General features: G+C 56.2%; 12 protein-coding genes. 6 read left to right on the forward strand and 6 right to left on the reverse strand.

Features of this window, described 5'->3' with window-relative positions; genetic code table 11:
* The first annotated feature begins 15 nt into the window (after window positions 1-15).
* The 3 genes from EJ361_RS02275 (at window position 16) to EJ361_RS02285 (ending at window position 4518) form a co-directional block, all read left to right on the forward strand.
* A complete protein-coding gene (locus EJ361_RS02275) occupies window positions 16-3183 on the forward strand; it encodes an error-prone DNA polymerase (RefSeq protein ID WP_126243721.1) in 3168 nt (1055 codons plus the stop codon).
* A 94-nt stretch (window positions 3184-3277) separates the two neighbouring features.
* On the forward strand, window positions 3278-4207 hold the full coding sequence (locus EJ361_RS02280) for an alpha/beta fold hydrolase (RefSeq protein WP_126243722.1): 930 nt from the start codon (window positions 3278-3280) through the stop codon (window positions 4205-4207).
* Between the two features lie 77 nt (window positions 4208-4284).
* Entirely contained in the window at window positions 4285-4518 is a 234-nt protein-coding gene (locus EJ361_RS02285) for a hypothetical protein (RefSeq protein ID WP_126243723.1), read from the forward strand.
* On the opposite strand, the gene EJ361_RS02290 is transcribed toward EJ361_RS02285, so the two are convergent.
* Entirely contained in the window at window positions 4515-5078 is a 564-nt protein-coding gene (locus tag EJ361_RS02290) for a DUF1003 domain-containing protein (RefSeq protein ID WP_126243724.1), read from the reverse strand. The two genes, EJ361_RS02285 and EJ361_RS02290, sit on opposite strands and share 4 nt — an antisense overlap.
* A gap of 177 nt (window positions 5079-5255) precedes the next feature.
* Between EJ361_RS02290 and EJ361_RS02295 the strand changes: the two genes are divergently transcribed.
* The 3 genes from EJ361_RS02295 to EJ361_RS02305 are packed head-to-tail and all read left to right on the forward strand — an operon-like array spanning window position 5256 to window position 8669.
* Window positions 5256-6431: a hypothetical protein gene (locus EJ361_RS02295; protein ID WP_126243725.1), complete on the forward strand. Its 1176-nt coding sequence runs from the start codon at window positions 5256-5258 to the stop codon at window positions 6429-6431.
* Window positions 6428-6886: a DUF72 domain-containing protein gene (locus tag EJ361_RS02300; RefSeq protein WP_126243726.1), complete on the forward strand. Its 459-nt coding sequence runs from the start codon at window positions 6428-6430 to the stop codon at window positions 6884-6886. Before EJ361_RS02295 ends, EJ361_RS02300 begins: the two co-directional genes overlap by 4 nt.
* A gap of 4 nt (window positions 6887-6890) precedes the next feature.
* On the forward strand, window positions 6891-8669 hold the full coding sequence (locus EJ361_RS02305) for a DUF4091 domain-containing protein (protein ID WP_205686905.1): 1779 nt from the start codon (window positions 6891-6893) through the stop codon (window positions 8667-8669).
* Between the two features lie 64 nt (window positions 8670-8733).
* Here EJ361_RS02305 and EJ361_RS02310 read toward each other — a convergent pair whose 3' ends face one another.
* The 5 genes from EJ361_RS02310 to EJ361_RS02335 all read right to left on the reverse strand — a co-directional run bounded on the left by EJ361_RS02310 (window position 8734) and on the right by EJ361_RS02335 (window position 17230).
* A complete protein-coding gene (locus EJ361_RS02310) occupies window positions 8734-9657 on the reverse strand; it encodes a molybdate ABC transporter substrate-binding protein (protein ID WP_240646523.1) in 924 nt (307 codons plus the stop codon).
* Window positions 9658-9668: 11 nt separating this feature from the next.
* A complete protein-coding gene (locus EJ361_RS02315; RefSeq protein WP_126243727.1) occupies window positions 9669-10139 on the reverse strand; it encodes a DsrE family protein in 471 nt (156 codons plus the stop codon).
* A gap of 5 nt (window positions 10140-10144) precedes the next feature.
* A complete protein-coding gene (locus EJ361_RS02320) occupies window positions 10145-11167 on the reverse strand; it encodes a c-type cytochrome (RefSeq protein ID WP_240646524.1) in 1023 nt (340 codons plus the stop codon).
* 434 nt (window positions 11168-11601) lie between these two features.
* Entirely contained in the window at window positions 11602-12888 is a 1287-nt protein-coding gene (locus EJ361_RS02330) for an efflux RND transporter periplasmic adaptor subunit (protein ID WP_240646525.1), read from the reverse strand.
* 19 nt (window positions 12889-12907) lie between these two features.
* Window positions 12908-17230 carry a CusA/CzcA family heavy metal efflux RND transporter gene (locus EJ361_RS02335; protein ID WP_126243729.1) on the reverse strand — a complete coding sequence of 1441 codons (4323 nt, stop codon included), beginning with the start codon at window positions 17228-17230 and terminating at the stop codon, window positions 12908-12910.
* Between the last annotated feature and the right edge of the window lie 159 nt (window positions 17231-17389).

The following is a 17389-nucleotide window of genomic DNA, read 5'->3' on the forward strand; positions in this document are numbered from 1 at the left end:
CGAAAAAATAACGGTATGGCATATACGGAATTACAAGTCACCAGCAACTTCTCCTTCCTGCAGGGGGCCAGCCACCCCGATGAACTGGTGGAAGAATCGGCGATCCTGAAGTATGGCGCGCTCGCTATTACCGACCACAATACCATGGCCGGCATCGTGCGGGCGCATACGGCTGCGAAGGCTTTCGGCATCCGGCTCATCGTGGGCTGCAGGCTCAACCTGACGGACGGGCCCAGCCTGCTGGCATTTCCGACGGACGCAGCAGCCTACGGCAATATTTCAACGCTGCTGTCTACCGGGAACATGCGCGCAGAAAAGGGGAGATGTGATATTTCGCGGTCGGACCTGACAAAATATGCGAAGGGAAGCCGTTTCATCGTTATTCCCCCGGCCACCCTCAACCGCTCCTACACCTTCGATCCCGTTTTCGAACAGCAAATGGGCGATTACCACGATCTCCTCGGCGATCAGCTCTACATTGCGGCCAGCCATGGTTATATGGGAAACGACCGCAAGCGGATTTTCCGCATCCAGCAATTGGCGGAACGCTTCAAAGCGCCTATGGTGGCTACGAACGACGTACATTACCATATTGCCGAAAGGCGCCAGTTGCAGGACGTGCTGACCTGTATCCGTAACAAATGTACCATCGCTACGGCGGGCTACCTGCTGCATCCCAACGCGGAGCGGCATCTGAAGGCTTCGCATGAGATGGAGCGCCTGTTCCGCCAATACCCCGACGCCATTGCGCGGACGCAGGAGATCGCGGAGGCGGCGCGCTTTTCACTCGACCAGCTCACTTACGTATATCCCCGGGAAATCACGCGGGAAGGGCGTTCCCCGCAAGCGGAACTGGAAGTGCTGGCCTGGGAGGGCGCGCATGAACGGTATGGACAAATCATCCCCCAACAAATCCAGACCGACATCCGGAAGGAGCTGGATTTCATCGAAAAAATGGAATATGCACCGTTTTTCCTCACCGTGTACGATGTGGTCCGGTATTGCAAAGCGAATGAAATCCTTTGTCAGGGGCGGGGATCGGCGGCCAATTCCACCGTTTGTTTCGTAACGGGCATTACGTCCGTCGACCCTACCAAATTCTCCCTGCTGTTCGAACGCTTCGCATCCGCCGCCCGCCGCGAACCGCCCGATATCGATCTCGACATCGAGCACGAGCGGCGGGAAGAAGTGATCCAATACCTCTACAACAAATACGGCCGGCACAGGGCCGCCATCATCGCTACCGTTACCCAACAACGCACCAAAGGCGCCATTCTCGATGTGGGCAAGGCGATGGGACTTTCCACGGAAACGACCGGCAAGCTCGGCGGCCTCGTCCATGAAGAAGATGACGAACATGCCGGTGAAGTGGCGATGAAGGAACTGGGCCTCAACGCCAAAGACCCGCATCTGCAGAAAGTGCTCGCCATTACCCGGCAGTATGTCGGTTTTCCGCGGCAATTGGGCCAGCACGTCGGCGGGTTCGTGATCACGGACGGCAGGCTGTCTGACCTCTGTCCCGTTTTCCCGGCGCGCATGGAAAACCGCAGCAACATCGAATGGAACAAAGACGATATCGATGAGCTGGGTTTCGTGAAGGTGGATGTGCTGGCGCTGGGGATGCTGACCTGCATCCGTAAATCGTTCCAGCTGCTGAAAGCACATTATGGACAGGACCTCACGCTGGCCACTGTTCCGCAAGACGATCCGGCGGTATACAAAATGATCAGTGCGGCGGATACGATCGGGGTTTTCCAGATCGAAAGCCGTGCGCAGATGTCGATGCTCCCCCGGCTGGCGCCTAAAACATTCTACGACCTCGTGGTGGAAGTAGCGATCGTACGGCCCGGGCCCATCCAGGGCAACATGGTACATCCGTATCTGCGGAGGCGCATGGGCCTGGAGCCGGTCAGCTATCCGTCGCCGGAGCTGGAGCAGATTTTGGGGCGTACTCTCGGCATCCCGCTCTTCCAGGAACAGGCCATGAAAATCGCCATCGTGGCGGCGGGGTTCACGGCAGAGGAGGCAGACCTGTTGCGCCGCAGTATGGCCAGTTTCAAGGTGAACGGAACGTTATTCAAGTTTGAAAAGAAATTGGTGGAAGGGATGACTTCCCGCGGGTACGACCGCGAATTTGCGCAAAATATCTTCGAGCAGTTGAAAGGGTTCGGGAGCTATGGGTTCCCGGAAAGCCATGCCGCATCTTTCGCGCTGCTGGTTTACATTTCAGCCTGGATCAAATGCCATTACCCGGATGTGTTCGCCTGTGCTTTGCTCAACGCCCAGCCCATGGGTTTTTACGCGCCCGCCCAGATCGTCGCCGATGCGAAACGGCATGGGGTAGAGGTGCTGCCTGTTGACGTGAATATCTCCGAATGGGACAATACCCTTGAGCCCTCCAACGGAAAATACCATGCCATGCGCCTGGGCCTCCGGCAGGTGAAAGGCGTGCAGCAGGCGGAGATGGAAGTAATGGTAGCGCACCGCAAAACCGGCTATCAGCGCGTTTCACAACTACGGGACGCAGGCGTAAGCCAGGCCATGATCGAAAAGCTCGCCGAAGCCGACGCGTTCCGGTCTGTCGGCATCGACCGGAGGCGGGCGCTGTGGGAAGCCGCGGCGTTGACAGACCGGCCAACGGGCATGTTCGCCGGTCAGGCCGTAGAAACGAAACCGGAATCGCAACTGTCGCTGCCGCTGATGACCGACGCCCAGCACGTGGTGCAGGATTACGCCACCACCTCGCTTTCCCTCAAAGCCCATCCGCTGAACTTTTTACGCCCGCGGCTGGAGATGCTGGGCGCCGTCACCTCCGCCGCGCTCGGCGCCCTGGGCCAGGGCGCCTTCGTTAAGCTGGCGGGCCTGGTGCTGGTACGCCAGCGCCCGCCCACTGCCAAAAACGTCACGTTCATTACACTCGAAGATGAATCGGGAAGCTGCAACCTCATCGTTTATGAAACCGTTTTCGAAAAGTTCAGGCATGCAATTTTGCAGGCGGATTTATTGCTGATCGAAGGGAAAGTGCAGCGGGAGCAAAAAGTGATGCACATCGTGGTAAGCGCGGCGCATGACATTAGCAAAATGCTGGCGGGATTATCGAAATCCGGCAAACGTGTATACGACGGCGGCGGGGAAGAACGGCCGAAAGGGAAGGTGTTCCCAGGGTCGAGGGACTTCAAATAAAGCTGTCGTTTTCAACCCCGGTAATTGTCGCATCTGCACAGTAACCAATAGGAGATAGTTCACGAGTTTTGTTGCATCATTTAAACGAAACTATATGAACAAGCACATCCTGGCCCGCATCGTCCTCATCCTCACGGTAGCGGCCGTTTCCTGCCAACAGGCCACTAAAGAAAACCCGGCCGGCGTATCCAAAGGTCCCGCCACCGATCAACAGCCGCTCAAACCCTCAGACAGTGGTTTTGCGGACGTCAACGGGATCAAACTCTATTACGAAGTATATGGCGAAGGGAAGCCCATCGTGCTGCTCCACGGCTCCTTTATGACCATCCCGCTCAACTGGTCGCAGATGATCCCCATGCTGAAAGGCCGGAAAGTGATCGCCGCGGAAATGCAGGGGCACGGCCGCACGAAAGACACAGACCGGGCATTTAACTACGAAAACATGGCAGACGATGTTTCCGGGCTGCTCAAACACCTGAAAATCGATAGCGCGGACGTGCTCGGATACAGCATGGGCGGCGGCGTAGCTTTCCAGCTGGCCGTGCGTCACCCGGAACAGGTGCGCCGGCTCATCGTTTTGTCTGGCTCTTATGCGCACGACGGCTGGTGGCCCGATGTAGAAGCGAGCTTCGCGACCATGAACGCGGATATTTTCAAAGGCAGCCCCATCGAGCAGCAATACCTCGCTAACGGCAACGATCCCGCCAAATTCCCGGCGTACGTCGATAAAGTGATGAGCCCCGATCTGACTTCCTACGACTGGAGTAAAGACGTGAAAAACATTAAAGCCCCGCTGTTTTTCGTGATCGGCGATGCAGACGGGATCCGTTACGAACATGCGATCGAGCTGTTCAAAGCCAAAGGCGGCGGCAAGATGGGCGACATGTACGGCCTGCCCCAATCTCGCCTCGCGATCCTGCCCGGCACCACGCATATCGGGATGATGCAGCGGACCGGCTGGCTGATCCCCATGGTGACGGATTTCCTGGATTCCAACCTGGACCCCACGCCGCCGACGTTCTAAACATCTGTGGAGAAAATATGGACCGTGATGGGCTGAAGGCCAGCTGAAAACCCCAGTGTTTTCAGCACTTTTGGCCCATGACGGTCATTCGTTTTTCAGCTACTTTCGGACATGAGATCAAAACCGTGGAACTCAAGGAAGTTTCCGGGACGGGCGGGCTTTGGTTCCTGCTGATCGATAATTTTTACGTTGCTTCTTTAAGGAAAAACGCGGCCGCCTGGGAATGCGGGTTCCAGGAACCTCCGGGCTGGGTGACTTCGGCCGACATGCAGATCCTTTGCGACATGATCACTTCAAACCCGGACTGCTAGCGCGATTTCGCTTCCAGCTTTTCTACTTTCGTCATTAATTCTTTCAGCAGCACGAGTTGCGCTTCCTGCGACTTGTAAAGCTCCTGCACCTGTTCTTCCAGGAGGATGTCGAGCTTCTGGTGCAGGCTGCGGATTTCCAGTTCGGCTTTCAGGTTCACCAGGTAATCGTTCTCATTCCGCATGCGGTCTTTCTCCTCCTGACGGTTCTGGCTCATCATGATGATGGGCGCCTGCAGCGCCGCGATGCACGACAGCACGAGGTTCATGAGGATGAAAGGGTAGGGATCGAACCGGTCGGACAGCGGGCTGAGCACGTTAAAGAGCACCCAAACCACCAAAATCACCGCAAAGGAGGAGATGAACGCCCAACTGCCGCCGAAGCGGGCTACCTTGTCGGAAATCCGTTGCCCGCGGGAGAGGGTTTCCTTCGGCGGATGCAGCAGGTTATTGACGATCAGTTCTTCTTCTTCCATCGTTTTCTGCACGATATCGTGGAGCTTCCTTACCTGTTCGTTGCTCTGGCCGATCATGCCGGTGATTTCTTTTTCAACCTGTTCCATAGTTCGAGGGTTAGTGAGGTGATTATCAAATGTAGGAAATCTGCCGTATCGCCGCAGCCGATTTGGCCGCTTGCCCGAAATTTCGTAATCTTTGTGCGTTGCAGCCCCGATAGCAAGCCCCATTTCCAAACAGGCAGGATCAAGCCCCGGTATTTCTTTCCATCCATCGTTCATGACATGAAAAACAACCCCTCCACCGCTACACCGCAGGTTCAACCCAAAACGCCCGCACCGTTTTTCCCCGCTGCAGGCACATCCTTTTTCGCGCCCGCCGCGCCTGTTGCGCCACAAGCCCAATTGCTGCAACGCGTTCCGGAAGATACCGGCACCATGCATGAAGGTATTGCGGAAGAATACCGCCGCTCGCACGGGTTAACGGACGAAGACGGGCTTTCCACCGCAGAGATCGTTTATCATTTGAGCGACCCCGTATACGTGCTGAACCACGACGCCTGGACTTCCCCCAACTATTCCGCGACCGTGCAGGCCTGGCAAGACAGCCGGCCCATCTGGCCCGAGTTGAACAGTCCTTCCACGAAGATCAATTTCCTCCGTTTCATCCTTCATTTCGACCAGACGAACTGCCGTCCGTACCGGACCGGGGGCGCCAGTTCTGGCGGGAGCTGCGATGCAACGGCCACAGCGCTGCAGACTTTCGAGAACGTTTGCCAGGGCTTTGCCACGCAGATGTACGCCCGGTACACATCGGCCGCCCGGATGGACGATGCAACGACGGCGCGGATGTCGTCGCTCGCGCGGATAGACGTGGGCACCGTGCCGCAGAAGTTCCACATTCCCATCTTCATCGCCACTGTTCCGGGACATGCCTTCAACGCCGTACAGATCGCCGATAACCCCGCCGATATTCACTCCTACGTTTTCTTCGAGCCGCAGAACGACCAGATCATGACGGCCGACGACCCGCAGCTCCGCTCCAGCATTTACGCCACGGCCGGCACGTTTACACTGAGCCGGCTGACCGGTTTCAATGATCGGGGGCAATATGAGCAGGAATCCACACACACCTTCATTATGGATGCCACGAATACATTTACAGGGCTCCTGTTGCGGGCAGACCAGCGGATGCACGTGAGCCGCCTGTTGCGGGATATATTCATGGTGGAAGACCACCATGCCTGGGCTTTCCTGCAAAACGAACGGCCCGGCACTACAATCGATACCGTGGTGCAGGAAGCGATCCGCGGGATGCCGGACGATACGCTGGCCATGATATTCCCCTTCCTCAACGGCCGGCAATTCCGCAGAAGCAGCGGCGGGGCCATGGAAACGATCGACAGGACGGTCTACCTGGGGTTGATGAACAGGCCCGGGCTGGAGGCGTTGATTCCTTGAATTCAGATCATGCCGGAACCTTTTTTGCTGCATTTCCTACAAACCAGCCTTATTACGGCTCCCTCTTCAACGGTATCGAAATCAACCGTCCGTTTTACACCATTCCCCTGGCGGGCACGGTGAAACGTTGGGTGGAAGAAGTTCCCCAGCAATTCACGTTCACCTTCAAATTGTGGCGGGGCATCACGCATGTGAAAGCACTGGCTTATTTCGATGAAGACCTACATCGTTTTATGCAGGCCATCCGGCGGCGCCTTTCGTTTATCCGCGCCTACACGGCCCTACTGGTGATTATAAAGGAGGATACGACCCAACGCACCTGCGGTTCCGATACCGGCAAATCCGCTGTCGATGTCCCCATCGGCAAAATCTTGCCGTCAATCGAAATGAATTGCAATAAAAAGCAAGTTTTACTAGCTTTAAACGAAACTTCATCCAATTACTTACCAATTTAATCTAATGAACGCAAGACGACAGATGTACCGTTTCATTTGCTTCGGCGCCCTCACAGCGGTCGCCACAGCAGGTTACAGCCAGCAGCAGTGGGATAGGGGACAAACATTTATCGAAGCTCCGGACCCCGTCAAGGTCAACGATGCAGCCTGGCATTCCGTAAAATCCGGACTGCACAGCTCTTTCGCCTCGCTCGACAAGCGCTATGCCAAATCGGAAGTGCCCGCGGTCAAAACCACCCGCGCCATCAAACTGAAAGGCTGGAAAGGCGAGCGTATTTCCGCGCAGATCGTACTATGGACGGGCGATTCCATCTCCAATGTAAAAGTACAGGTGGGCGATTTCATCGACAGGAACGGCCAGAAACTCGGGCCCATCGGATATGCGCGGTTCGAAAGGTACGTGATGACCGACGAATACGGCCCGGGTTGCGGCTACCGCAAGAACGGCGACTTCCCGGCTTCGCTTTCGCCCGATATGCTGGACGATCTGTCTGCCTTCAGCCTCGAAAAAAACAAAACCCGCCCGGTCTGGATCACGATAAACGTGCCAGCGGACGCAGACAAAGGCACCTATTCCTCCAAAGTCTCCATCACGTCCGACAAAGGAAAAAAACAGGAACTGAGCATTTCCCTGGATGTGATCGACCTCGTACTGCCGCCGGCCTCCGCCTGGAAATTCCATCTCGACCAATGGCAACACCCCTCCGCCGTGGCCCGTATCAATAACCTGCCCCTGTGGAGCGATGCACACTTCGAAGCCATGAAACCGCAGATGAAAATGCTCGCCGACGCCGGGCAGAAAGTGATCACCGCCACGCTGAACAAAGACCCCTGGCACGTGCAAACCCTCGATCCATATGCAGACATGATCATCTGGACGAAAGAAGCGAACGGCGCCTGGTCTTACGACTACCGCGTGTTCGACCGGTGGATTTCCTTCATGATGGACCTCGGCGTTCGCCAGATGATCGACTGCTACTCGATCGTTCCCTGGAACAACGAAATCCATTACAAAGACGCCAAAACCGGCAGGTTCATCGATGTGATCGCCAAACCCGGCACCGAAACTTTCCGGGTGATGTGGGAACCGTTCCTGAAAGATTTCGCCAAACACCTGAAAGAAAAAGGATGGCTGGAGATCACGAACATCGCGCTGGATGAGCGGAACAAGGAAGAAATGGGCGCCGCCTTCGACCTCATCGCCAAAGTGGCCCCTGAACTGGGCGTTGCCTATGCCGACAACCAGCAAACCTACAAACGCTACACCAACAGCGATAACGTGAGCACGGCCGTGCAGCACCCCATCGATCCGAAAGACCTCGCGGAGCGCCGCGCCAAAGGCCTGAACACGACGTTTTACGTTTACTGTGGCAACCGCTTTCCCAACCAGTTCACCTTCTCCGCACCCGCAGAATCCGCTTACATGGGCTGGTATGCCGAAGCAGCGGGGTACGACGGCGTTTTGCGCTGGGCATTCAACTCCTGGGTGGAAAACCCGCTGGTGGAATCCCGGTTCCGGACTTGGCCCGCTGGCGACACCTACATCGTGTATCCGCAGGCCCGCAGTTCCATCCGCTACGAACGCATGATCGAAGGCATCCAGGATTATGAGAAAATCCAGATCGTGAAGAAAAAGCTCGAAGAAAAAAACGACACCGCACGCCTGAAAGCCCTGCAGACCGCGATCGCCAAACTGAGCGACATTAAAAACACCCGCTGGAACGAAGACCTCAACGCAGCGAAAGCCTTGCTGGACGAAGCTTCCGCTTCACTGACAAAATAATCTGAGCACAGGTCCATACAACGACAAAGGGAGCCAACGCGGCTCCCTTTGTCGTTGGAAAACATTATCCTCCCGTCGTAAAACCGTACTTCCGGTAAATTCCCCGGGCGGTTTCGCTGGTGAGGAACCGCATGAAATCCGTTGCCGCCTGTTGATGGGGCGCGTTTTTCAGCCGGCCGGCCATATATGTGGCTTTTATATTTTCCGAATCGGGCACGGTGACCATTTCCACCGGATGACCGATCATGCGCTGGTAGTGCGCTTCGGAATACCAGACCGGTCCTGCATCGCTGGTGCCGTACAGCATGCGCATGGGCGTCTGGCGGTGGTGGATCTGCGTCAGGTAGGTAGAACTGTCTGCCACTTTATATTGCATGATCTGATCCTTCAGCGTTGTACCGCCCGCTTTCACGTACGCTTCCTCGATCCGCCGGCCGATACCTTCCCAGGCGGGGTTGGGCATGCTCACGCGCACATCTTTCCGGGCGAGGTCTTTCCATCCGCGGATCGCTTTGGGATTGCCTTTGGCCACCATGATGGCGAGTTTGTTGTAAGCGTAGGTAACCGTGTCCGAAAATTTATCTGCCATCTGATCGATGCGGGTTTTGCCGGCAGTGTAAACGTCGGGTTGCAGCGTGATGCGCATATTCCCGATCGTGATCGATCCGCCTTCGATCTGTTTGGCGAGGATCCCGGGCGGGAGGGTTTCGGCGAAAATCCGCTGGTATTGCGGATGCGCTTTTTTGAAAGCCGCCAGCAGATCGTCTATCACCATAAACTGGTTCCCTGCGAAAAAGATGACGAGCTGGGGATCGTTGATGTCTCCGAACAAATCGGGCACATTGTCGACGCCGGGTACCGTAAACATGACTTTACTCTCCGGGGGCGTATTCCAGGGCGGGTCGAACCGGTATTCCTGGGCAAAGGCGTGGCCTGCGGCGGCCGTCATCAGTACGGCCGCCGTTATTTTTCGTATGAATTTTTGCATGATTTTTTCTTTTATGGTTTGATGACGGACCAGCCTTCCGCCTGGCGGATGATCAGTTCGCCGTTGCCGCTGGGAACGAGGGCGATGAAATCGAATAACAGGTTGCGGTCGATTTTACGCTCGCGGAGGGTATTGCTGCACTGGGCAACGATGACGCCTTTCTCCGCCAGCGCCTTGATCTGTTCCTGGTATTTGCCGGACAGCAGGTAGGCGTCCGTTCCGCCGCTGAAGGCCACCAGCTCCACTTCCAGTTTGCCGGCCAGGCGAGGGTCTGTCATGGCGTTGTTGACGTTGCGGATCGTTTTTTCGATGATCTTCGGGTCGTTACTGTCGAGCTGATAAATGACGCGATACTTCTTTCCGTTCGCTTTCGCGCCCGTGTACGCCGCGTTCTTCTGCAAAACGGATGAATTTTCCTGCTGCGCCGTCGCTGTTCCCATACACAGGCCGAAACCCAGGAAGAGCATTGCCAATTGTTTCATAATTCTCATTTTGATGTGTGATGATTTGCTTTCCAAACTTCCCGCGCGATCTCGATCGGGCCGAACGGACCGTACTTATGCTGCTCCTCCGTAAAGGAATCCACATACGGGCCAAACGGGTAATCTACGGGCTTTTTTTCAATGTCGTGCCAATCCGCCCGCTGATCTTTGTGCGGACGGGGCTGGCTGTTGATGAACGCGGCCACGTCCCACGCTTCTTCCACGGTCAACAGCGGCTGGTGGTAATCGATGCCGTGGGGCATGTTGTTCCGTACGAAACCCGCCATGTTGCCCAGCCGGTGAAGTCCGGCGCCGTCGTTGAAGCTGTGCGGCCCCCAAACGGGCGGATAGGTGTAGCCGGACGCATCGGCATTGCGTTGTCCCTCTCCATTTGCACCATGGCAGCGTTGACAGTTGGCGCTGTAAACGAGTTGCCCGGCGGCCGGGGAGGCAGGACGTTTCAGATAGGGGAGCTTCGCCAGGCGGGTGCCGCCGCGCACGGTGCCTTTCGGGATATCCTCGCCCAACCAGCGGATATAGGCGTTGATGGCCTGCATTTCGCGGGTGGTGCTATCCATCGGCGAACCGTTGAGGCTGCGTTCCAGGCAATCGTTGATACGGTCGTAGATAGATTGCACGCCGTTGTTGCGCGCCCGGAACTGGGGGTAAGTGGCGGCCACTTTCCCGAAGTTGTTGCCGAAGGGAATGGTACCGCCTGCGAGGTGGCAATTTTGACAATTCATGCCGTTGGTGATACGGCGTACCGTGCCGTTGGGGCCCAGGTACTTCGATGTGTTTTCGATGAGCTGCGCGCCGTACCAGATCAGTTCTCCGGCCGCTGTGCCGCGGGGGATCTGGTATTTATTCCATCCCCGCCAGACGGTGTCTGTGGGCAGGGAAGCTTTGTAGGCGGCAATTTCACGGTTGATCGCTAACTGTTTACTGTGGCTTTTTGCGTATTCACTGCCGGCAACGATCGAAGTGATCAGTATGATCGAGCCCGGCAGCCAGGAATGCTTCATCATCATGGTTGCGTTTTTGTTGCATACAATTGCAGGCTGGTTACTGAAAGAATAGTCAACAAACGGCGCCGTGTCGAATGGTCAGTTTCCTTATTTCCTGATTTCCGTATTGCAAATATGAATTGCAATTGCATGGAAAGGAAATGATTAATTGCAATCCCGGATAACCAGAAGTTATTGATTTCCAGAAAATACCGTACAGGCAACGGTTACACGAAAAAACCGGTCATCAAAATAAATGACGCGGTCAGCTTTGCAGCATTCACGCCCCCTGGTGCAGCGTAAAGAAGGCCAGGTTGGGCCATTGGCCGGGGAGGTATTCCCGGATTTCGTCGTCCAGCCCCAATTGTTGATCCAGTTGCGCCTTCGGTAGCACAATGCCGGTAAACGACTTGGTGATGGAACCGGTTCCATAGTCGGTTCAATGATTTGCGATCAGGTTAGTGCGCGTGCGCCTCGCCGGCATTCGTCATTTTCGCCAGTACGAAAAACGCACCTTTTACGACGATCCTCGCATTGGCGGGTATCTCCTTCAGCAGCGTAATTTCCGTATAACCGATGTCTGTTGTGCCTTTCACAACAGGTATCTTCTCGAACGTAACGCCATCCACGGATACGGCAGGCTTTCCCTCCTTATGATCGTGCGCTTCGCCTTCGTCGTGCGTATGCCCGTTGACTTTTTCGTCGTGATGTTCTTCTTCCGTGTGCGCGTCTGTCACGACAAAAACGAAATCCCGGCCCTGATAATTCACGATCGCTTCCGTCGGCACCGCGGGCACACTGGCTTTTTCGAGGCTGATGATGGCGGTAATGCTCATCCCGTCTATCAATCCGGTTTTATCGCCTTTCACTTTCGCGTGAACGGATACTGCTTTCGCTTCGCCTTCGAAGGTGGAGCCGAGCGAAAAGATCTCCGCATCGTATTCCTTCCCGGGGTTGTTCGTCAGCGTGAAATGGATCACCTGGCCGTTGCGGAGTTTCGACAGGTCTTTCTCATACACGAACAGATCGAGGTGCAGCTGAGTGTTGTCGACGATATCGGCGATGGGCGAAGTCAGGTCCACATAACTACCCATCTGCACGCCCACGCTGCTCACCACGCCGCTGATCGGACTGCGTACCGCCAGTTCCGACACCAGTTTCCCGTTGGAAATAGACGCCGGTCCGATGCCCATCATCCGGAGCTGCTGGCCCAGGTTCGACTGCTGGGTTTGCAGGGTTTTTAGCTCCGCTTCGGCCGCCTGGAGGTTCTTCAGCGCGCCGGCGTTACCCGCCGTTAGTTCGCGTTGCCGGTTCAATTCCTGTTCCGCCAGTTTGATCCGCGTCTGCACCGTCAGGTATTCGCTTTGGGATTGGGCGAAAGCAGGGTTACCGATCGTGGCGATGACCTGTCCCTTTTTCACCGTATTTCCCGGCTGCACGAGCAGTGAGCGGATGACGCCGCTGTATAGGGAATTGACGATCGCTTTGTTCTGGTTCGGCACCCGCAGCACACCGTTCGTTTTCAGGGAAGCCGTGAGCTGCTTGGTTTCGAGCGATCCGGTGGTCAGCCCGATAGATCTGACCTGTTCCGCCGTAAACGAAACGGTATTGGGATTTTCATGTGCGTGTTCTTCGGGTTCACCCGGCTGCGCTTCCTTTTCCGCGTCCTTTTTACCGGAAGGGGAACAGGCGGCGAGCCACAGGGCGCCGGCGCAAAGCATGGAGATAATGATATTGCTGCTCATTGTATACAAGCTTGAATTTTTACAAATTATTAAAGTAGTTGTACTGGATAACGGCCTGGTTATAGTTATTGAGCACGTCCAGGTAGTTTTGGCGGATGGTGATGGCCTGCGTCATGAACTGCGACAGTTCCGCGAAGCTGATTTCACCCGAACGGTAGGCGAGGGCAGCGGCGCTGATGATCTGATCGGCCTGCTTCAGCCCGGAAGTTTCGTAAAATGCCAGCATGCGCCCGTTTTTCTCGACCTCTTTCATCATTTGCGCCTGCTGCGTCGAAAACACCTGCCGGTCGTACTCCAGCTGTTTCTGCTGAACATCGGCTTCTGCGCGGGCTGCGCGCACTTTGTTGCGATATGCGCCCATGCCGAACAGCGGCACCGAAGCCGTTACCGAAAAACCGCTGAACGGATCGTTCACACCATATAACCTTTGACTGAAAAACCTGCCGGAAAACTCTGGCCGGTTCTCATTTTTCGCCACCGCCACACCGGCCGAGGCGATGTTCACGTTCTGCTGTTGCAGCGCCAGCGTAGGATGCAGGCTATCCGGTCCCGGCACCACGAAATTAAACGCCATTTTTTCCAGCGGTTGCGCCACGGGAAGGATAGACGCTCCGGTATTCAGAATCTGCCGGAGCGATTGCTGCTGTATCGTGATATCGTCTTTCACCTGCGCCAGTTGCGCCTGCAGCTCCCGGAGCTTCGCCTGCGCGGAAATACTGTCCAGCCCCGGGTTTTCGCCTGTTCTTACGCGGAGTACGGCGGCATCGGACATGGATTTGTAAAGACTATCGAGCTGCCGGAAGAGGTTTTCCTTATCATTGAGGTACCAGAGTTGATAATACACCTGCCGGATGTCGCGCTTCACGGCAATGTCCAGCAATGCGCCGTTGGCCTGGAAGTACCGCGCCTGTTCGGTATACAGCTGCTTCTGCGCCTTGTAAAGCCCCGGCCAGGCGATGGCCTGGGTGATGCCGACTTTCAGGATACCGGTATGGTCTGTGGGCCGGAGGTCTTCATTTTCCGCGAAAACGCCCGTTTTGGGCAGCATACCGGCAGATTTGACCTGCACGTTGGCTTTATTGAGCTGTGCGGCGTTGATGCCGAATTGCCGGTTCTGCTGCGCCATTCCCATCACTTCACCGATCCCCATCCGTTTGCCGGGATCCTGTGCAGACGCGCCCCGCGGGACCGTCAACAGCCCCAGCACAAAAATGGATACTACGGCAGGAGGGAACTTCCGCTTCCAGCCGCCGGAAAACAGGATGTACAATAAAGGCAACACGACCAGCGTGAGGAAGGTGGCGGAAGCGAGGCCGCCGATCACCACCGTCGCCAAAGGCCGCTGCACTTCCGCGCCCGCACCGCTCGACAATGCCATCGGTAAAAACCCGAACGAGGCCACCATGGCGGTCATCAGCACCGGCCGCAATCGGATCTTCGTTCCCTCGATCACCCGTTTCACCACATCGGCAATGCCATCTTTTTCCAGCTGGTTGAACGTACTGATCAGCACGATCCCGTTCAGCACCGCCACGCCGAACAGCGCAATGAACCCTACACCGGCGGATATACTGAACGGCATCCCGCGCAGCAGCAACGCAAATACGCCGCCGATGGCGCTCATGGGGATGGCCGCGAAAATCAGCACCGATTCTTTCACGGAACGGAACGTAAAATATAACAACATAAATATCATTGCCAATGCGATCGGAACGGCGATCATCAACCGGCCGGACGCTTCCTGCAGGTTTTCGAACGTACCTCCGTAAGTATAATAATAACCTTCGGGCAGGATGTTTGCAGCGGTCAGTTGCTGCTGGATTTCCTCCACAACGCTCTGCACATCGCGGTCGCGCACGTTGAAGCCCACCACGATCCGCCGGCGGCCTTCCTCCCGGCTGATCTGCGCCGGGCCTTCGCGGAACGAAATGTCTGCCAGCTGCGAAAGCGGCACCTGGTTGTTGTTGGGAAGGGGCACGAAGAGATCGCGCACATCGTCGATAGAGGAGCGGCTGGCACTGTCTAGCCGCACCACGAGGTCGAACTTCCGTTCGTTCTCGAAAACCACGCCCGCTGTTTGACCGGCAAACGCGGTGCGGACGGTCTGGTTGATATCGGCGATGTTCATCCCGTAAGCCGCGATCCTGGCGCGGTCGTACAGAACGGTAATTTGCGGCAATCCGGTGGTTTTCTCGACCTGGGGCGCTGTGGCGCCGCGGACCGATTGCACCACAGCCGCTACCCTCGGTGCCAGGGCGGCGAGGGTATCGATGTTTTCGCCGAAGATTTTCACGGCCACGTCTTGCCGAACGCCCGTCATCAGCTCGTTGAACCGCATCTGGATAGGTTGGTTGTATTCGAAGAACACGCCGGGGATCGCTTCCAGCTTTTCAAGCATCGCTTCCGCGAGGCCTTCGTAGGTTTTGGCCGTCGTCCATTCCGACTTGGGTTTGAGGAGGATCATCACGTCTGTGGCTTCGGGGGGCATGGGATCGGTAGGTACTTCGGCGCTGCCGGTTTTGCCTACCACCATTTTCACTTCCGGGAACTGGCGGACGATCCGGCTCGCCTGCATGGAGGTTTCAATACTTTGCGACAGCGATGTTCCCTGCGGCAGGATGCAATGGAAGGCGAAATCGCCCTCTTCCAGCTGCGGGATAAACTCGCCGCCCATCCGGTTGAAAAGCATGACGGTCAATATAAAAACCGCTACAGTTACCGCTACCACGGCTACTTTGAACCGGATCGCCCAATCGAGGACAGGCCTGTACAGCCGGTGGAAGAAATCCATCATCCCGTCGGAGAAATTCTTTTTGCGGGATAATTGTTTGGGAAGGATGAGCGCGCTCATCATGGGGATGTACGTCAGGGAAAGGATGAGCGCGCCGAGGATGGCGAAGGCCACGGTTTGCGCCATGGGTTTGAACATCTTGCCCTCGATGCCCACCAGCGTGAGGATGGGGATGTAAACGATCATGATGATGATTTCTCCGAAAGCGGCACTGTTCCTGATTTTGGAGGCCGACACGAATACTTCCTCGTCCATTTCCGCCTGGGTGAGGCGGTGCGTGGTTTTCCGGAGGCCGAGGTGATGGAGGGTCGCTTCCACGATGATCACCGCCCCGTCCACGATCAATCCGAAATCGATCGCGCCGAGGCTCATTAGGTTGGCGCTCACCCCGAAAAGCCGCATCATGCCCAGGGCGAACAACATCGCCAGCGGGATGGCAGACGCTACGATAAGGCCCGCCCTGAAATTCCCCAGGAACAGCACCAATACGAATATCACGATGAGCGCCCCTTCGATGAGGTTGGTCTTCACCGTACTGATGGCGCGGTCTACCAGGTCTGTCCGGTCGAGGAAAGCCTCCACCACCACATCGTCCGGCAATGATTTCTGGATGGTGACGAGCTTCTCCTTTACACGGTTCACCACATCGGCGCTGTTGGCGCCTTTCAGCATCATGACGATGCCGCCGACCACTTCCTTCTCTCCATTGTATGTCACGGAGCCGTAGCGGATGGCGCTGCCGAGCTTCACTTCCGCCACGTCGCGCACCAGCACGGGAATGCCGTTGACGGTTTTCACGACGATGTTGCGGATGTCTTCCATATTGCCTACCAGCCCGATGCCGCGGATGAAATAGGCGCTGGGTTTCTTATCGATATAGGCGCCGCCGGTATTTTCGTTGTTTTTGGCCAGCGCATTGAAGATCTCTGCGATGGTGACGTTCATGCCCTTGAGCTGCGCCGGGTTCACGGACACTTCATATTGCTTGAGCATCCCGCCGAAGCTGTTCACTTCCGCGACGCCTTTGGTGCCGTAGAGCTGGCGGGCCACGATCCAGTCCTGCATCGTGCGCAGGTCCATGGCGGAATATTTGTCTTCCGACCCTTTTTTGGGGTGCAGGATGTATTGATACACTTCCCCCAATCCCGTGCTCACCGGCGCCAGTTCCGGGGAACCGATGCCTTTGGGGATATTTTCCTCCGCCTCCTTCAATCTTTCGCCGATCAGCTGCCGCGCGAAATAAATATCGACTTCATCGTCGAATACGACTGTCACCACGGAAAGCCCGAACCGCGAAATGGAGCGCATCTCCACGAGATCGGGGAGGTTGGCCAGGCACTGTTCGATTGGATAGGTCACCAGTTGTTCGGTTTCCTGGGCGGCGAGGGTAGGCGTTTGGGTGAGGATCTGCACCTGGTTGTTGGTGATGTCCGGCACGGCATCCACCGGCAGGCGCATCGCGCTCCAGGTGCCCCAGGCCACCAGCGCCAGCGTGAACAGGCCGATCATCAGCTTGTTCTTTATACTGAAATGGATAATTCTGTTGAGCATAGTCAATAAATCGATGAATAAATCGGGGTACGCGGCGTGCGATCGAAGATCGAAGCACGTCCTTGCGAAAACGGGCACCAGCGTCATGCGCAGCTATCGCCAAAACGAAGTTCTCACTTCGAAATTTGGCGGATACGCGATCACATATTGCCGGTGACG

This window comes from Chitinophaga rhizosphaerae (assembly GCF_003958645.1).
Classification (GTDB): domain Bacteria; phylum Bacteroidota; class Bacteroidia; order Chitinophagales; family Chitinophagaceae; genus Chitinophaga; species Chitinophaga rhizosphaerae.